9 protein-coding genes are annotated in these 18,090 nt (G+C 65.5%); 3 read left to right on the top strand and 6 right to left on the bottom strand.

The window, feature by feature from the left end; all coding sequences use genetic code 11:
* Nucleotides 1-38: 38 nt before the first annotated feature.
* Nucleotides 39-8,357: a DUF4347 domain-containing protein gene (locus ACDA63_RS00305; protein ID WP_373661157.1), complete on the bottom strand. Its 8,319-nt coding sequence runs from the start codon at nt 8,355-8,357 to the stop codon at nt 39-41.
* Nucleotides 8,358-8,444: 87 nt separating this feature from the next.
* A complete protein-coding gene (locus ACDA63_RS00300; RefSeq protein ID WP_373661156.1) occupies nt 8,445-9,278 on the bottom strand; it encodes a sulfotransferase in 834 nt (277 codons plus the stop codon).
* Between the two features lie 273 nt (nt 9,279-9,551).
* Here ACDA63_RS00300 and cysC point away from each other — a divergent pair, with 273 nt between their 5' ends.
* The 3 genes from cysC (at nt 9,552) to ACDA63_RS00285 (ending at nt 12,303) form a co-directional block, all read left to right on the top strand.
* Complete coding sequence (gene cysC / locus ACDA63_RS00295; protein WP_373661155.1) at nt 9,552-10,112, top strand: adenylyl-sulfate kinase; 561 nt, start codon at nt 9,552-9,554, stop codon at nt 10,110-10,112.
* A 77-nt stretch (nt 10,113-10,189) separates the two neighbouring features.
* Nucleotides 10,190-11,017 carry an ABC transporter ATP-binding protein gene (locus ACDA63_RS00290; RefSeq protein ID WP_373661154.1) on the top strand — a complete coding sequence of 276 codons (828 nt, stop codon included), beginning with the start codon at nt 10,190-10,192 and terminating at the stop codon, nt 11,015-11,017.
* A gap of 314 nt (nt 11,018-11,331) precedes the next feature.
* Nucleotides 11,332-12,303 carry a TRAP transporter substrate-binding protein gene (locus ACDA63_RS00285; protein WP_373661153.1) on the top strand — a complete coding sequence of 324 codons (972 nt, stop codon included), beginning with the start codon at nt 11,332-11,334 and terminating at the stop codon, nt 12,301-12,303.
* 115 nt (nt 12,304-12,418) lie between these two features.
* Here ACDA63_RS00285 and ACDA63_RS00280 read toward each other — a convergent pair whose 3' ends face one another.
* From ACDA63_RS00280 to ACDA63_RS00265, 4 genes are all read right to left on the bottom strand, one after another.
* Entirely contained in the window at nt 12,419-13,717 is a 1,299-nt protein-coding gene (locus ACDA63_RS00280) for a TRAP transporter large permease (protein ID WP_373661152.1), read from the bottom strand.
* Nucleotides 13,718-13,752: 35 nt separating this feature from the next.
* Nucleotides 13,753-14,244, bottom strand: a complete 492-nt coding sequence (locus tag ACDA63_RS00275; protein WP_373661151.1) for a TRAP transporter small permease — start codon at nt 14,242-14,244, stop codon at nt 13,753-13,755.
* A gap of 227 nt (nt 14,245-14,471) precedes the next feature.
* The gene (locus tag ACDA63_RS00270) at nt 14,472-16,535 is read right to left on the bottom strand and encodes an FAD-binding protein (protein WP_373661150.1); all 2,064 of its coding nucleotides are present in this window, start codon (nt 16,533-16,535) and stop codon (nt 14,472-14,474) included.
* A gap of 12 nt (nt 16,536-16,547) precedes the next feature.
* Entirely contained in the window at nt 16,548-18,077 is a 1,530-nt protein-coding gene (locus ACDA63_RS00265; RefSeq protein WP_373661149.1) for an acyl CoA:acetate/3-ketoacid CoA transferase, read from the bottom strand.
* Between the last annotated feature and the right edge of the window lie 13 nt (nt 18,078-18,090).

Genomic DNA, 18,090 nt, shown 5'->3' with positions numbered 1-18,090 from the left:
TCTGTATCGTCTGTTGGCGTTGAATGTCGGGTCGAGCGTTATGCGTGTTGTTGTTCGAGCTGCTTGAGCGCAGCGAGCAGTTCCTGCGCGTCGCGGTCGAATGCGCGCTGGCCGTGGCCGGCGAATTGCACGTCCAGGCTGGCGCGGCCGGCGGCCGGCGTGGGGGCGAACTGCACCAGTGCACGCTCTAGCGCCGATGCCGATGCGCGCTGAGCGGGCTGGCTGGCATCGAACTCGATGCGGATGACCGTGCTCGCGCGATTGCCTTTTCCATCGCGCGCTGAAATCTCGACGGCCAGCGGTTGCTTCCAGCCCGCCGGCGGGCGACCGGTCAGCGTGCCCGTGACCGGGTCGAAGCGCAGCCAGCCGGGCAGGGGCCGCCCGTCGGCAAGCAGCGCGCTCACCGTCACCACTGCGTTCGCATCGCCGATGCTGAACGCGTTGCGTGGCACGGCAATGTCGACCGGCTCGCCGGCCGGTACTCGCTGCACGCCGAGATCAGGCATCGACTGCAAGGTGTCGCCGCGTGGCGCGCCGCCGTCACCGGCCGGCCGTGAACCGGCGATCGGCTGCGCACGCGTCTCGTCGCCGACCAGCGCGTCGAGCATGGTGTTGCTGCCTGCCAGCATGCCGCTGATGGTGGGCGCGCCCGTGGCGTCCGCCGAGATCGTCGACGTGGGTGTTGCATCCGTCGCCGTGGTGACGATCAAGGGCGTGTTCGGCGATTGCGGCGGAGTGACGACGAGCGGCGGCAGTGGTGAGGCGGCCACCGTCGGCGGCGGCGCGAACGCTTGCGTGTCGATGGCGCGCGCGGCGCTTGCCGCCGGTGCGGCCAGCGTGTTGCCGCCGAGATCGGCAATGCCACGTCCGCCGCTGACCTGCAGCGCGATGCTGCCGGTGCCGCGGATGTCGCTCACCGTCACGACGTAGGTCCGGGCGTCGATGGCACGCACGCCGGAGACCGTGGCGCTGGCACTCCCGGTAGTGAGCAGCGTGAAGCTGTCTGCGGCCACGCCTGTCACGTCTTCCGAGAAGGTGACCAGATACGCGCTGTCGCGACTGGCGTTGCCGGGAGCGCCTTCGATGGCGATCTGCACGGTCGGCGCCACGCGGTCGACCGAGAACGCCGCACCGGATAGCCCGCCGACGATTGCGTTGCCGGCCATGTCGCGGATATTGGTACCGCTGTTGGCGAGTTCGAGTTGCAGGGTTCCTTCGCCGGTGATGCCCGAAATGGTGACGATGTAGGTATGCGCGTCGATCTGCGTGATGCCTGCAATGTTGCCGCCGGCCGTGCCTTCGCGACGCAGAACGAAATCGGACGCGTCCACGCCGTTCACGTCTTCGGAAAAGCTCACCGTGTAGTGAACCGTCTCGGCGTTGCCCGGGCCCGCGTCGGTACGGGCAATGGCGGTGACTTGCGGCACGACGGCGTCGATGTGTACGACGCTCGTGTCGCCGATGCCGCGCAGCGCCGGCTGTATCGCGTTACCGACACTATCGCGGATGCGGGCACCGTTCAGGTCGATGCTGCTGCCGAGCGCGATGCCGTTTGCATCCATCTGGCCGTTGGTGACGACCAGGCGGAAAGTGAGGACAGCGCTGCCCGACCCGCCCACGTAGTCCGCGTAGACCACGCCACCCGTATCCAGCGTCACGGCGATGCGTGGCGTGCCGTTGTCGACGATGACGGTTTCCGAGAGCTGCACGGTGAAGTCGAGCTCCTGGCCGGCGACGTACGTGCCGGCAGCGGGCGTGCCGACCGACTGCACGACCGGCGCGTCGCGATCGACGGTATAGACGGCGCCGGTAAATCCGCCAGATAGCGGGTTGCCGGCCTTGTCCACGATGCCGGCGCCGACGCCGTTGAGCATCAGGCCGAGCGTGCCGGTGCCACTTACGCCGGCGAGGGTGACGACATACGTGTGGCCGTCCACTTGTGAGATCGCCGAGATGAACGCGGCGGCCGTGCCAGTGGAGACAATCTGGAAGTCGCCGACGTCGACGCCGGTCACGTCTTCCGACAGGACGAGCTGGTAATGCAGCGTGTCAGCGTTCGTCACGGCGGTGTCGATCCGGTCAAGCGCCGTGACGACCGGCGCGATGGTGTCGACGATGACGCCCGACGTATTGCCCACGCCGGCCAGGGCACTGGCGGCATTGTTGCCAGCCGCATCGCGGATGGTGGCGCCGTTCAGTTGCAGCCCGCTCACGCTGATGCCGTCGGTGTCGTTGTGGCCGCCGACCACCGTGTACTGGAACACCAAGGCGCCGGTGCCCGAGCCGGACACGTAATCGGCATAGACCAGCGTTCCACCCACGTCGAGCGCCAGGCGAGGCGTGCCTCCGGCGGCGGATACGAAGACTGTCTCGGACGTATTGACCACGAAAGAAAGCACGTCGCCGGCGTTGTACTCACCAGGGGCCGGCACCGTCACGGATGTAACCGTGGGCACGATGGCATCGACAAGTACGCCAGCCGTGCTGCCCACGCTGTTGAGCGTGAGCGTCGCGCTGTTGCCGGCGGCGTCCAGCAGTGCGGCGCCATTCAGACTCAGCGCTCCGATCGAGATGCCGTTCGTGTCCATCTGCCCGGCGGACACCGTCAGGCGGAACGACAGTGCCGAAGTACCCGATCCGCCGACGTAATCGGCATACACCGTGCCACCCGTATCGAGCGCCACGGCAATGCGCGGCGTGCCGCCGCCGACGGTGACGATCTCGCTGAAGTTGACGGTGAAGTCGAGCGCCTGGCCCGCCACGTAGGTGCCGCTGACGGGGACGACGACTGACGTGACTGTCGGCGCAATGCCATCGACGACGATGTCGCGGTTCGCAGCGAGCGAGTGCGTGTCGCCGAGCGCCGGCAGACTCAGGTTCGCGTTGTAGTTGTCGACGCTGCGGATCGACGCGCCATTGAGCGCCAGCGCCGTCGTGCCGGTGTAGTTCAGGTCGCTCGCAACGTCGCCGGCACGCACGGTGTAGGCAAAGGTGAGCGTGTTGCTGCCGCTGCCGCTCACATACGTGGCCTCGCGGTCGATGAGGCCGGTTTCCAGTAGCAGGGTCGGCCGGCCGCCGGATGCGTCCACATTCACTACGCTGTCGAACGAGACCGTCACCGTGATGGTGTCTCCGATCTTGTACGTGCCGTCCGGCGCGATGCTGCTGACGGATGTCACCACCGGGGCCGGGTCGACGACCTGGATCATGACGACGTCCGTATCGGTCCTGGCGCCGCCCGCACCGGCGTTGCCCAGGTCGTTCGTCACGATCTGCAGCGCGTCGGTGCCGAGATACCCCGCCGCGGGCGTGTATTTCAGACCGGCGAGCGCGGCATTGATGTCGGCCATCGTGCCGGAGAACGTCATGGCCGCGTCGCCGGCACCGCTGCCGACCTCGAAGACCAGCCCCGAGGTGCCTGACAGGCTGAGCAAACCATGGCCGACGGTCAGCGTCACTTGCATCGTGCCGCTGCCCGCGTCGACGTCGCTGATCGAAATTTGTGTGCTGCCGCTGAATACCAGCGGCTCGTTGAGGTTGACCGACCGGGTTCCCGGCACCGTATTGACGGGGGCATCGTTGACCGCCGCGACAGCCAGCGTGACCGTCGTGCTCGCGATCTTGTTGCCCCCCGAGCCGACGTTGCCGTTGTCATCGACGAGCACACTCAGCGTGACATTGCCGTTGGCGTTGGCCGCACTGACGTAACTCACCGCACCGGTCGCGACGAAGGCGTTGATGTCCGAGAGCGTACCGCTGAGGCTCAGCGAATCGGTGCCCGAACCCGCCACGGTGACGCCCGCCATGCTCAGCGCACTGAGCGTGCCGTTGCCCGGTGCCACGCTGAATTGAACGCTGACCAGGCTTGAGCCGGCGTCGACGTCGCCGAAACTGATGCCGGTGAGCGATTGCGATACATCTTCCGCGACGCTGATGGAGGCCGGCGCAGTGATGTAGGGCGCGTCGTTGACCGCTGCGATGGCGATGGTTGTCGTTCCGCTGCCAACCTGGGGCGCCCCACCCGTGTTGCCCCCGTCGTTGATGGAGGCGGTAAGGGCGACGTTGCCGGTACTGTTGGCAGCGCCAAGGAATTGCACCTTGGCGCCGGCGATGAACGCGTTGATATTGCTGATCGAGCCGGTGAGGGTCAGCGCGCCGGCGGCACCTCCGACGGTAACGCCGCCCCCGCTCGTGGCCGACAGGGTGCCGCTGCCGACGGACAGGGTGACGATGACGCTGGCGCTGCCCGAGTCGGCATCGGAGAAGCTGATCCCTGTGATGGCGGTGGCCGTGTCTTCCGTTGCGGCGAGCGTTGCCGGCATTGCGACGGTCGGTGTGTCGTTGGTGGGGCTCACGGTGACGACGCGGGTGGCGGCCGTGCTGCTGCTGTTGCCATCGCTGATCTGGAACGTGATGGTGCGGTTCAGGGCGGACGGCGTGTCCGAACTGTTGCTGTAGGTGACGGCACGCAGTGCAGCCTGCCATTGCGCAGCCGTCGCGCCGGTGGCCGAGGTCAGCGTCATCAGGCCGCTGCTACTGTCGTAACTGGCAACGATGTCGCCCATGGTCGCCGGGTCGTTGCTGAACCCCAGCACATCCTGCGCACCCATGAAGTTCCCGCTGATGCGGACCGTGGCGCCGTAGAGCCGCGGCGAATCGGGATCGGACACGGTAAGGCCGCTATCGATGACGACAGGCGTCGAGACTGCGTTGTTGCCTTCGACGAAGGCGGAAACTCCGTTGCTGGTGGTGAGCGTCGGTGCGTCGTCGATGGCCGTGACGGTGACGCTCGCGGTGTCGCTGGCCGTGGAGAAAGGCGTCGAGCCGCCCGTGGCGGAAGCATCCACCTTGGTGCCTTGCTGGCCTGCCGTGGCGCCAGTCTGGTCCCACGCGTGATAGGTGAGCGTGGCGTTCGTGCCATGGATGCCGTCCGGCACGAAGCGGACGCGATCGCTCGTGCGCAACAGCAGCGCGGCACTGTCGGACACCGCGCCGACGTTCTGCCAGGATGCGCCGCCGTCCACGCTGTACTGCCATGTCCCGTTGCCGGCATTCAGGCCGGTGATGGCAATGCCCCTGACCGCGCCACTGTCCACGTCGGCGATATTGCTGCCGGCAAAGCTCGACACGGCCTGGCCGACGGTATTCACGTCGGTGTCGGTCAGGCCGTTGAGCATGGGGCTGCCCGGCGTCAGCACCGGGGCGTCATTGACGCTGCTCACCGCGAGTGTGGCCTGCGCGGTGCCCGTCGAGTATGCCGTCGAGCCACCGTTTGTAGACGTGTCGGCGAGGTTGCGCGTGCTGTTTGTCGACGCTGTGCCGGCGCTCTGGTCCCAGGCGCGGAAGGTCAGCACTGGCGTCTCGCCGTTCTGTCCGTTGGGCACGTAGCGCAACTGAGTGCCAGTCGACAACAGCAATGCACTGCTGTTGCTGACGGCACCCACCGTATTCCAGATCACGCCGTCGGTGGAGTACTGCCAGAGGCCGGAGCCAGTGCTGCCGGTGATGGCAATGCCATTGGCCGGACCATCCACGTCGGCATGCGTCGTGGCGCCCAGCAGGCTCGAAACGGTGATCGCAGACGAGGTGAGGTCCTCGCTGGTGCCGGCCCATACGTAGGGGCCGCCAGCCAGCGTGGGCGCGTCATTGACGGCGATGACGGCCACTTGCGCGGTCGCCGCCGTCGACGTCGCACCGCCGTTGTCGGTGACGGTGAAGTTGATCTGGCGGGACGTATCCGTGCCGCCAAAAGTCGGGTCGTGCGAGGACGACGAGTAGGTGACCGAGCGCAGCGCAGCCTGCAACGCGGCCAGCGAACCTCCGCCGCCCAGTGTCAGCACGCCGGTGGCGCTGTCGTAGGATGCCGTGAAGCCGTTGAGTGCGCCGATCGACAGCAGATCGCCCGCGCGAACATCGCTGATCGTGACCGTGGCGCCCTGGACCGTGGTGCTGTCCACGTCGGAGATCGTCAGCGCGCCCATGAGCACGGCGCTGCTGCCGCCTTCGGTGTAGATGGCGACGGCATTGGCCGGCGAGAGCGTCGGCGCGTCGTTCACCGCCACGACGTTGACGCTTACGGTGTTGGTCGTGCTGGTTGCGCTATCGCCATCGTTGACGGTGATGCTCACCGTGCGCTGCGAAGCCGTCGGGTTATCGACGCTGGCGTTGTTGTAGGTGATGTTGTGCAGCAGCGCTTCGACAGCGGCGGGCGTTGCCTGCGCCGAGTTGAACGTGATCACCAGATCGTTGGTGCCGCTGCCACCCGTGAATGTGCCGATAGCAACGCCGCCATAGGTGATGGTGCTGCCGCTGATGCCGATCTGCCCCGGGCCGGTGCCCAGGTCGCGGATGGCGAGTACGTCTTCGGCTGCGACGCGGTTGCCGGTGATCGACACCGTCACGCGGCCGCCGTTGAAGTCGGCGGAGTCGCTGTCGAAAACGATGGCATTGCTGCCGACATCGAGCAGCCGGGGCGTGTCGCCTTCGGTGAAGGTAAGGCTGTCGCCCTGCAGGCCGCTCAGGATGGGCGGGGAATTGGGCACGTAAGCGGTGTTGAGGGCGCCGCCATCGTTATAGATACCGCTGACGGCGGCGGGGCTGGAGCCGGGCGAGCCGGTCCCAAGCTCCTGTCCTCCGGCGCCGCTGCCGGCACTGTTGCCGGTCATGGCCGCATTGTTGGCCGCAGTGATATTGAAGACACCCTTGTTCCACACCGCGCCGACGCCGCGGCCACCGGCGCCTCCATTCTGGTTGCCCAGCGAACCGCCGGCACCGCCGCCGCCTCCACCGCCTCCCGCGCCGAGATTGTTGCTGATGATCGAATTGCCGATCACATTGATGGTGCCGCCAACGGCGTTGTAGATGCCGCCGGCCGCCGAGCCGCCAGCGCCGCCCGTGGCGTCGGTGCCCAGGCCACCGCCGCCGCCGCCGATGCTGATGGTGCCGTTGGTGGCCGTGCCGCCTGAACCGCCAGGGGAATAGCCCAGATAGGCGCCGCCAGCGCCGCCGACGGCGGTCCCCCCCTGTCCGCCCATGCCAGGGAAGGATATGTCCGCGCCGCCCCGGCCACCCTGGTTGGCACTGCCGCTGGCGCCGAGGTTGTGCGAGACGCCGGATTGCCCTCCTCGGCCCCCGAACCCGCCACCGATGGCACCGCCTCCGCCGCCGCCACCGCCGTCGTAGGCAAAGTTGCCGCCGCCGCCCCCACCACCGGCCGCTGCGTTGGCAGTGACCGAGGTATTGAGAAGCGTGAGCGTGCCGGCATTCGAGATACCGCCGCCAAGAGCACTGGGGGCGGCCAGGCCGCTGCCAGCGTCGCCACCGTTGCCGGAGACCAGGCCGCGCGTGATGACGAGGCCGTCGAGCATCACGGTGCTGCCGGCCTGCACCTGGAGCACGCGGCTTCTGTAGTTGGCGTCCAGCGTTACGTCGGCGACGCCATCGTTGTTGATGTCGCCATCGATGGTCAGGTTCTTTGCGATGATCAGCTCACCGCTGATCAGGCCGACGGTCATGCCGCTGCTGAACGTGATGGTGTCGCCGCTCGTGGCTGCCGCGATCGCAGTGCGCAAGGAGCCCACGCCACTGTCCGCGTTGCTGATGACGGTCAGCGTGGCGAGATCGTAGGCATATCCGGCCGTGGTCGATGAGGACAGCACCGGCACGCTTTCGATGCTGCCGGTGGTCAGTTCCAGCGTCCAGTCGCCGCTGACGCCCGTGCGGTTCGTCGACGCCGCGATGTCGCGGCCGGTGAGATCGGCCAGTGACGAAACGAACGACACGCCGCGATCGCCTTCGGCGGTCTCACACGCATAGATGAGAATGTCGCCGCCAGCACGCATGTCGGAACCGATGCGGGCCAATACGTCGGCATGCTCGCCGGCATTCTCGGCCGACAGGTAGGTGGTGCCCAGCCACATGTCGCCGCTGGCGCCGTGCGCGAGGATCTGCACCGAGCCGGCGCCCTGGTGTTGATCGAGGTATTCGGCGATCTGCGCGAGCCCGTCGCGCGTGGCGTCCAGGTACACGATCTGCGTGCCGGCCGCAGCGCCGGCGACGAGACTGTCGGCATCCTTGACGCGCGAATCGACGAACAGCACGGCCGGGCCGGCTGGCGAATCGGCGGTGACAGGCGAGGCGGGCAGGGCGACCGCGTGGTCGGAGGACACATCGTGCGTGCCGGCTGAAGTCGTGTCGTGCGTGGGCGCGCTGCGGGCCACCTCTGCCACGGTGGCGCCGACGGCGGCATCGAACATGATGCGCGGCTCCAGCGCCATCATCAGGGCCGGACGCGCCGACGTGGGGCGTGTCTGTGAAACCGGCGCGCGGCGGGGCGCGCGATCAAACCATCGCTTCACGATGCTCTCTCTCCTGCTGGGTGGATGCGCGTCGTGGCGCATCGCCTGTTCAAGGGTTGTTGTTATGTGGCCGCGACGTTCTGTGCGTCACGTGCCGATGTTCCTGTTGCGTATGACGTGCGCAGCCGATGGCAGGTCCTGGTTCCAGAACGACAGCGCGGCGTATTTTTCGAACAGGTCCGGCGGCAGTACCGTGCGGCGCGATTCGATGCCGACGCTGCGACGCACCTTGTGCAGTCCGGCCACGCCGAGACCGAGGTCGAATTCGGGCGCGTCGTATTCGACGTTCTCGAAGTCGTGCCCGAACCACGGTTCGTCAATGAATTCGTACACCAGCCGCAGCACTTTCTCGGGCGCGTGGGCGAGCAGGTCGTAGTCGATGACCAGCATGGAGCCGGCGTGTTCGCCGAAATACGCCTCGCGCAGCGCCGACCATGCAAAGCCAACCATGCGGTTGCCCTGCGCCAGCGATTCCACGCGGCTATAGACGGTGCTGCGTTCGCTGTCGTCGGCGAAGAGCTTGGTGTGTTCGAACGGGTTGGCGCGATAGAGGCGTTCGACGCTGTCCATGACCCACGCGACGTTGCGCACACAGGCGATCACCCGCGATTGCGGAAACAGTTCGCGCAGTGCAGGCATGCGGCTGCACCACATCCGGTTGGTGTCGAAGATGACGTCCCTGTCGGGCTGGTCGGCGTAGTAGCTGTCGAAGAGGCCATGCAGCAGGCGGCGGCGCTGATCGCGGCTGACCACCGGGCTGAACTCGGAACCGGCCGATAGCTGGCCGAGCATGCCGGTCATGAGCGCGCCCACCGGGCTCGTCATGCCGGCGTGAAAACGCGGGTTCTGGCGCAGAAGCGCGGACAGCAGCGTAGAGCCGGACCTGGGCAGGCCGGAGATGAAATGGAACTGTCGAGGCAACGAAACACCTGTTCGTTAAAGTCCGCCTCCAGCGCCATGCCATTGAAGTAACGACAAAAACAGCAACTACGTGCGGATTCTGATTAATTTCCTACGAATGTCCCAATCGTGGCAGAGATTGACGATTTTCATGTGCCGCTGGTCCATGAAAATACGCCGTTCATCTGTCATGGCCTGCGCTTTCCGTGACGGTGGAGTGAGGGACACCAACGGGGTGCATGGCGCGTTACGATGCGACGTTTTGTGTTCAAACGTCCCGACGCTGTACCGCTCATGAATGAATTCTCCCCAGTCACGGCATGGCTCACTGGCTTGCCCGGCTCAGGCAAAACCACGCTCGCGCGAGCCTTGGCACGGGCCATGCACCTGCGCGGCCAGCCGGTGTTGCTGCTCGACGGCGACGAAGTGCGCGGCGGCCTGTGCCGCGATCTGGGTTTCGGCCAGGCCGACCGTGATGAAAACGTGCGGCGCGTGGCCGAGGTAGCACGGCTTGCCAACAACTCAGGCCTGACCGTGGTGGTGGCGCTGGTTTCACCGTTGCGCATGCAGCGCGAGCGGGCGCGCAACGGCATCGGCCGCGAACGCTTCTACGAAATCCACCTGAGTGCGAGCCTCGAAACCTGCGCTGCGCGCGATCCCAAAGGCTTGTACGCGCAGGCGAAGGCGGGGCATCTGGCGCACATGACGGGCGTATCCGATCCGTATGAAATCCCGGAAGCACCACGCTTGCGCTATGACTCGGCGAGCGAAAGTGTCGACAGCGCAGCGCGCCGCGTGCTGTCCATGCTGGATGACGCCGGCGCCGTCATTTCGGAGACTCTGCAAAGCTCCTGAAGATTTCTTGGTTAGGCAGGGGGCGTGCGCGTCCTAAGCTCATCGCATTCCAGAACAAGACATCCCATGGAGAGCCGATGAGCGAAGTCGAAACACAGCGCGGAACGCTCAGTTTCCGCAATGTCCGCAAGCAGTACGAGGTCAAGGGCCAGACGCTGCAGGTCCTGGACGGCATCAATCTCGACATCCGCCCGGGCGAGTTCGTCAGCATCGTCGGCACCAGCGGCTGCGGCAAGTCGACGCTGCTGAGGCTGGTGATCGGGCTGGAAGACGAATACCAGGGCGACATTCTCGTGGACGGGCAGCGCATTCGCGGCACCAGCCTGGAGCGCGGCATCGTTTTCCAGGAACACCGTCTGTTCCCGTGGCTGACGGTGGAGCAGAACGTCGCCGTTGCGCTTGAGAACTCCGCACTCAGCGGCGCACAGAAGAAGCGGGCCATCGACGAACACCTCCGGCTCGTCGGGCTGGAGTCCTTTGCGCAGGCGTACCCGCATCAGCTCTCCGGGGGCATGTCGCAGCGCGTGGCCATTGCGCGCGGATTGGTCAATCGCCCGAAGATCCTGCTGCTGGACGAGCCGCTCGGCGCGCTCGACGCACTCACGCGCGCCAACCTTCAGCAGGAACTGCAGCGCATCTGGCGTTCGGAAGGCATCACGATGATTCTCGTCACGCACGACGTGGACGAAGCGGTGTTCCTCGGAGACCGGGTGGTCATCATGGAGCCGCGCCCGGGGCGCATCAAGCGCATCGTCCCGGTGGACGTGCCGCATCCTCGCACCCGCTACAGCGCTGCGCTGGATCGCATCAAGGAGGACATCCTGCGTGAGTTCAGCCAGGTGCCCGAGGCGGCCCTGGTGGAGGAGCCGGTGCACCAGGCGCGCGATCTGGTTTTTGCATGGTAGGCGACTGGCGCTGTGGGCAGAAGCGGCGCAGTCCCTCGTGATTCGCGCCGCGCCCACGATCTTTCAGCGACTGCTGGCGTCCTGAGCGGGCCGCCTGCACGCATTCCGGGGCTGGTTTTACTTTCTTTGTCGTGTTTATTACCGCTGCCATCAGGCGAAAGTGACGCGGCCGCACGTGATTGAGGTGTGGCAAGTCGGGCCGCGATCGAGGCATGGGGTTTCTCGTTCTAACTAACTGGCTAGTTTGCGATGGGTTGGTCGTCGGCACCGTGGTGACGACGCACATCGCAATCAAGTCCAATGAAGGAGGAGCTATGAAACTGCACGTCATGGTGGCCGCGCTCGGATTTTTCGCCGCATCGGTCGGAGGCGCCAGCGCCGCTACGTTCAAACTCAGTCACAATCAGGACAAGGCACACCCCGTCCACAAGGCGATGGAGCACTTTGCGCAGAAAGCCAAGGACTACTCGAAGGGGGATGTCGTGGTGCGTATCTACCCGAACGGCACGCTCGGTACACAGCGCGAAACGATGGAACTGATGCGTTCCGGCGCCGTGCAGATGGTCAAGACCAACGCCGCCGAAATGGAAGCCTTTGAGGACTCGTACAAGGTATTCAGCCTGCCGTACCTGTTCCGCGATCGCGCAGCCTATTACGCGACCATGCAGGGCGAAGTGGGTCAGAAGATCCTGGCGTCCACCAAGGCCAAGGGCTATTTCGGCCTGACCTTCTACGACGGTGGCGCGCGCAGTTTCTACGGCAACAAGCCGGTGCTCTCGCCGGACGATCTCAAGGGCATGAAGGTGCGTGTGCAGCCCAGCCCGAGCGCGGTCGAGATGATCAAGGTGATGGGCGGCAACCCGACGTCGCTCGACTATGGCGAGTTGTACACCGCGCTTCAGCAAGGCGTGGTCGACATGGCCGAGAACAGCGTGATGGCACTGACCACCATGCGGCATGGCGAGGTCGCCAAGCACTTCAGTCTGGATGAACACACCATGGTCCCCGACGTGCTGCTGATGAGCAACCAGGCGTTCGACAGTCTCAAGCCGGCCAGCAAGGAAGCCGTGCTCAAGGCTGCACGCGAGTCCATGGAATTCATGAAGACGTTGTGGTCGCAGCAGGAGCAGGAGGAATTCGCCAAGCTCGACAAGATGGGGGTGAAGGTGCACAAGGTGGACAAGGGACCGTTCATGAAAAAGGTGCAACCGATGTACGACACCTTTGAAAAACAGAACCCCGGCCTGGCTCCGGCGGTGCAGCAGATTCGCGGAGCGGGTCAGTAAGCGAAACGTTCTGACAGCAGTCCAAGAAAGGGGAAGGGCGCAGGCCCTTCCCCTTTTTTGTGTGTGGGTCTACTGCGGACCGGACTCCCCGCACTGGCCCGGCCCAACGCAGCGATCAATATCCCAGCGCGCGCGGGATCGCCATGCTGATCTGCGGGATATACGTCACCAATGCTAGCACCAGCACCATGACGGCGTAGAAGGGCAGCATGGGCTTGATCACGCGATTGATCGGCAGCTTGGAGACGCTGCATCCGACGAACAACACGCTGCCCACCGGCGGGGTGCAGATGCCGATGCACATGTTGAGCACCATGACGATGCCAAAGTGGATCGGGTCCATGCCGAACTCCATCACCACCGGCAGGAAGATCGGCGTGAAGATCAACACCGCCGGCGTCATGTCCATGAACGTGCCGATGATCAGCAGCAGGATGTTGATGATGAGCAGGATGACGATCGGGTTGTCCGAAATCGACTGCAGCAGATCGAGGATCAGGAACGGAACATCGGCATTCGACATGGCCCACGACATCCCCATCGATGCGCCGATGAGCAATAGCACGATCGAGGTGGTGACCACGGATTCCAGCAGGATGGCCGGCAAGTCCCGCACGCCGATTTCGCGATACAGCACGAGTGCCAGCAACAAGGTATAGACCACGGCCACGGCCGAGGCTTCCGTCGGTGTGAAAACGCCGCCGAGAATGCCCCCCATGATGATGACGATGAGGAACACGCTGGGGCCGGCTTCCCACACGGCGCAGCCGATCTCGCCCAATGTCGGGCGAGGCGGGCGTGGATAGCCGCGGCGGGCCGCGATGAAGGTCACCACGACCATCAAAGCCAGCCCCAGCAGGATGCCTGGCACATAGCCCGCCAGGAACAGCGCGGCAATCGAGGTGCCGCCGCTGACGAGCGAATACACGATCAGCGTATTGCTGGGAGGAATCAACAATCCGGTGGGCGCCGACGAGATATTCACCGCCGTGGCGAACGCCGGGTCGTAGCCTTCCTTGGTCTGCTGCGGATGCATGACGCCGCCCATGGCCGCGGCAGAAGCGACCGCCGAGCCCGATATGGCACCGAACAGCATGTTGGCGAGGATGTTGCAGTGGGCAAGCGAGCCCGGCAGGCGGCCGCCGATCACTTTGGCAAGCCCGATCAACCGCCGCGCGATACCGCCGTGATTCATGATGTTGCCGGACAGAATGAAGAATGGAATCGCCAGCAAGGTGAAGCTGTCCAGGCCCGAGGCCAGCTTTTGCGAGACGACCGCGAGGGCCGCGAGAAAGGGCAATTGCGTGGCGATCGACGCCAGCGTCGACAGGCCGATGGCATATACGATCGGCACGCCAATGGCGAGCATGCCGAAGAAGGATGCAAACAATACGACGATGGGCAACCAATCCATGGATGTGTCTCCGATATGTTATGGCGGGCCGCTGGTCACGCGGCTTGCGTCGGCGCCTGTGCGCCGGATTTTTCGAGGATTGCTGCCACAGCGTAGAGCGCGATGAGGACGCCGCTGATGGGAATGCACAGGTAGATGTAGCCCATGTGCCAGCCCAGGGCAGGGGATGTCTGTCCCGAATGCAGCGTGTCGAGCGCAAGGCGCCCGCCGCCGTAGGCCATGATGATCAACGCGAAGGCGATGACGCATATCTGGATGACGATCGCCAGGTAACGCGCTGCGTTGCCCTTGAGCATCATCGGCAACAGATCGATGGCCAGATGCCGGTTCTGTCCGGCGGTGTACGCCCCGCCGAGCAGGCCCAGAGACATGAACAGCAGACGCGCCAGTTCATCGGTGACGACGCTGGGGCTCTTCAGGATGAAGCGCGCCGTAACCTGCCACACGACGCAACACACCAGGATGGTCAGCATCACGATGTTGATGCCTGCCAAGACGGTGCTGACAGTCTTCATTACACGTTGCATGGGTTTTCAAACCTCCATGTGAGTGGTGGTGCCGCCAGTCATCGCGGAGGCGACGGCCTGGCAGCGAGGGTGTGCAAAATGCGGAGAGCACGTCTCCCGCCAATCGGGCTGGCCGCGTTCGGCGGCCGGGCGAGATCGTTCTGGCGCTCTGGATGAATGCTCGTTGCGGCATGAGCCAATAGCGGGGCATCGGGCGAGTGCGCGCCGGTTGCGGAGTCACCCAGGCGTCAGGTGCGATAGATGTCCCCCTTCAGGAAGGGCATCCAGTTTTTCTCGAAGTACACACCCGTGGTGCCGTCTGCCGTGCGCGGCGGCCGCTCGCTGGTGTCGAAGCGGCTGCCGACGCGTCGCACGTGGATCTGCACCGCCCTGTCTTGCGGGCGTTCGGCAATGAATCGGAACGCGTCCAGCGGACCCTGACGGGTTTCCGGCGCATGAGGCGCGTTGGGTGCGCACAGGGCGCGCGCGCCGCGGCTGCCGCCGCCGTGAACGATGTAGTGCCGCAGCGCGTGCAGGATGGCTTCCGACGCCACCGCCATCTGCCGCCACAGCACGGCGTTTGCAGCCTGCGGCGCTTGATCGAAGCGAATGCCGCATTCGGCGATCGCACGATTGAGCGCTTCCGCGCGGGCGCAGGCATCGGGGACTTCGCGCGTCTGGCAGATGAACCCGGCCTTGTCGCTCATGCGTGCCTGCACCTCGGTGCGGATGTCGGCGATCGCCAGCCCGTCGGCGTTGCCCAGGTTGCGAGCCAGCCAGTCGATTTCGGTTTCGATCTGCGCCATTGGCAGGTCGCTTTCCGCTTGCGGCCGTGCCTGCGCATGGATGTGCGCAGCGCAGCGGATGCCGAAAACCTGACCGGCATTGAGCGCAGCACCGCCGGGACGCGTGACGCCATGCGTGCCGGCCGCCTCGCCGATGGCGTAGCAACCGCGCAGGCTGCTGTGGCCCCATATGTCGACGGCCACGCCGCCGTTCATGTGCTGGTGATTGACCTTGAAGGGCAGGGGCGCGGCGCGCAGGTCGTGCTTGAGGCGCAGATACAACTCGATGGATAACGGGTTCATCCGTTTGAGCCGGTCGATGGGTTGCGCCAGCGCTGCATCGTTGTTGCGCAGATAGGCCGCCACGTCGTCGTCCAGCCGCTCCAGCGAGAAGGGTTCGCTGCCCGGCACCGCGGCCGGGTTGCGGTTGAAGTCCATGTACACCGTTCGGCCCCGGCGCGTTTCGATGAACACGGCCAGGTCGATCAGACTCGATCCGAATCCGGTCATGCGGCTGGCATGGAACGGCCACTGGTATCCCTTGCGGAAGATGTTCGAGGCCAGCTCCTGCGTGCTGCGGTAATAGTCGGCGAGAAAGTTGTATTCCTTGCCCTGTGCGTCTTCCGAATAGATGTACGGCATGGCCTGCATGTACGTGCCGGACAGGTTCCAGGGAAAACCGTCGCGACCGGTGCCGATGCCGAACTGATGTTCGGTGAGGTTGACGGTGTCCACGCCGGCTTCCAATGCCAACCCGAGTGAACCGAAGCAATGGACCGGGTACACACTATCGCGGAACAATTCACCCGGTCCGCCGGCGGCCAGCACCAGTGAGTCGCATTCGTAGAGTTCGAGGCCGAAGGGATTGTCCTGCGCGCGCTTGTCGGCATTGACTGCCAGCAGTCCGCAGCAGCGCCTTTCGGCGCCTTCGCCCCTGGTGAGGATGCGAACCGCCGTGGCGCGATTGACGGTGGGCACGCCAAGGCGGATGGCTTCTTCTGCGAGGACCTTGACCATCAGGCGAGAGGTGCGCGGCCCGCAACTCGTCGCACGGCCGGCTTCGTCGTGATCGGTCTGGTAGCGCAGGACGGCGCCGAAGCGGTCCTGCGGCAAGGGCAGGCCGATGTACTGCAGGCCGGCCATGGCTTCGATGGACCCGACTGCTTCGACGTAGGCCGTGTCCGCGTCCATGGCGCCGCCCGCGCTCAGGGCACCGGCCATCTTGAGGAAGCTGTCGCCGTGGCCGTGGGTTGAGGCCGTATGCAGGGTCTGCTTGTCCGAGCCGGAGCAGGCGGAGGTCCCCCAGTACAGGGTCTGTGTGGTGACCATCACGTCGACCTTGCGGCGCGCCAGTTCGACTGCGGCGCGAAGTCCGGCGGCACCGCTGCCAAGCACCAGGGCGGTGCTGCGATAGCGGGGGATGCGCATGCCGCCGATGTCGACCGTGCCATGTGGCATCGGGCTGGCAGGGGGCGGCGGCATGTCGACGTCGGTCAATGCGTCGAGCAGGGCTTGTGTATCTGGCATGGCAAGCCTCGCTCAAAGGAATGACGCGGCCGGCATCGGTGCCGGGTTGTCCCACTCGGGGCGGAAAGCCATGCCCGGCAGGATGTCGCGTTCGATGTCGACGCCGGGCGCGAGCTCGATGATCTTCAGGCCGGTCGGCGTGAGCCGGAACACCGCGCGCTCGGTGACGTAGAGCACTTCCTGTCCGCTTTCACGCGCGAACCCGCCACTGAATGTGATGCGTTCGACGTGCTGCACGAACTTCTGCACGGCGCCGCGCTGCTGCACGACGAGGCGGCCGTCTTCCAGGGCGAGCTTGCTGCCTTGTGCGTCGAAGGTGCCGCAGAAGACCACCTTCTTGGCGTTCTGGGCGATCTCGACGAAGCCGCCCGGACCGATCAGGTTGCCGCCCAGGTGCGAGACGTTCACGTTGCCCTCGGCGTCCGCTTCGCCCATCCCGAGAAAGGCCACGTCGATGCCGCCGCCGCTGTAGTAGTCGAACTGCTCGATGGACGGCATGATGACGTCGGCGTTGCGGGCAGCACCGAAAAGATGATCGTCGAGCATGCGGCCGTTGTGCACGCCCTGTTCGACGCTGGTCCACATCTGGTCGGCGCAGCCTTGTTCGGCCATGACGCCGAAGATGCCGCCGGGAATGCCGAATCCGAAGTTGAGCGAAGCGCCCGGGCGCAGCTCCATGGCGGCGCGACGGGCGATGATGCGGCGTTCCAGTCGCGCCGGAATGTCGGCACGCAGCGCACCCAGGTGCGCGCGGCGCTGGCCGCTGACGGTCGGATCGTAGGGCAGGCCATAGAACTGCTGCTTATCGGCGTCGACCACCACCGCGTCGACCATGATGCCGGGCACGCGCACGCTGCGCGGCTGCAGCGCGCCGTTTTCCACGACCTGGCGCACCACCGCCAATACGCGGCCGCCGCTGTTGTGGGCGGCCAGCGCCATGCTGTGGATGTCCAGGTCGACGGCTTCTTCTTCGGGGCTGAGATTGCCGCGGGCGTCGGCGTAGGTGGCACCGATGATGGCGAAATCCACCTTGAAAGGCTTGTAGCGGAGGATCTCCTTGCCGTCGACGTGCATCAGTTCGACGACGGTGTCGGTGCTGCGCGCGTTGCAGCGGCCGCCATCCTGGCGCGGATCGACGAAGGTGCCGAGCCCGGAATGTGTGAACAGGCCGGGGCGGCCCGCGCCGATCTCGCGCAGCAGGTGCTGGATGACGCCGCCGGGCAGGCAGTAGGCCTCGATCTTCTCGTCGCGGATCAGTTGTTGCATGCGCGGCGACCACGTGAAGTGCGCGGCGATGACCTTGCGTACCAGGCCTTCGTGCGCGAAGCGGTTGGTGCCGCGCTCGGCGCGGTCGCCGAGCCCCAGGGAGTGCACCAGGGTCAGGTCGCGCGGATGGCCGGTCTCGAGAAAGCGCCGCTCGATGGCGGCGAAGATCGCTTCGGCCGAAATCATGCCGGCGCCGTTGCCGGCGATGGCAACGGTGGCGCCATCGGGAATCAAAGCGGCGGCCGCTTCGGCCGCCATGAAGGTGGTATGTGCCATGGTGTGTGTGTGC

The organism is Uliginosibacterium sp. sgz301328 (assembly GCF_041807905.1).
In the GTDB taxonomy this organism is placed as follows: domain Bacteria; phylum Pseudomonadota; class Gammaproteobacteria; order Burkholderiales; family Rhodocyclaceae; genus JBGVSA01.
Note: the sequence above shows the minus strand (reverse complement) of the source record. Positions and strands in the feature narration are given on the sequence as shown.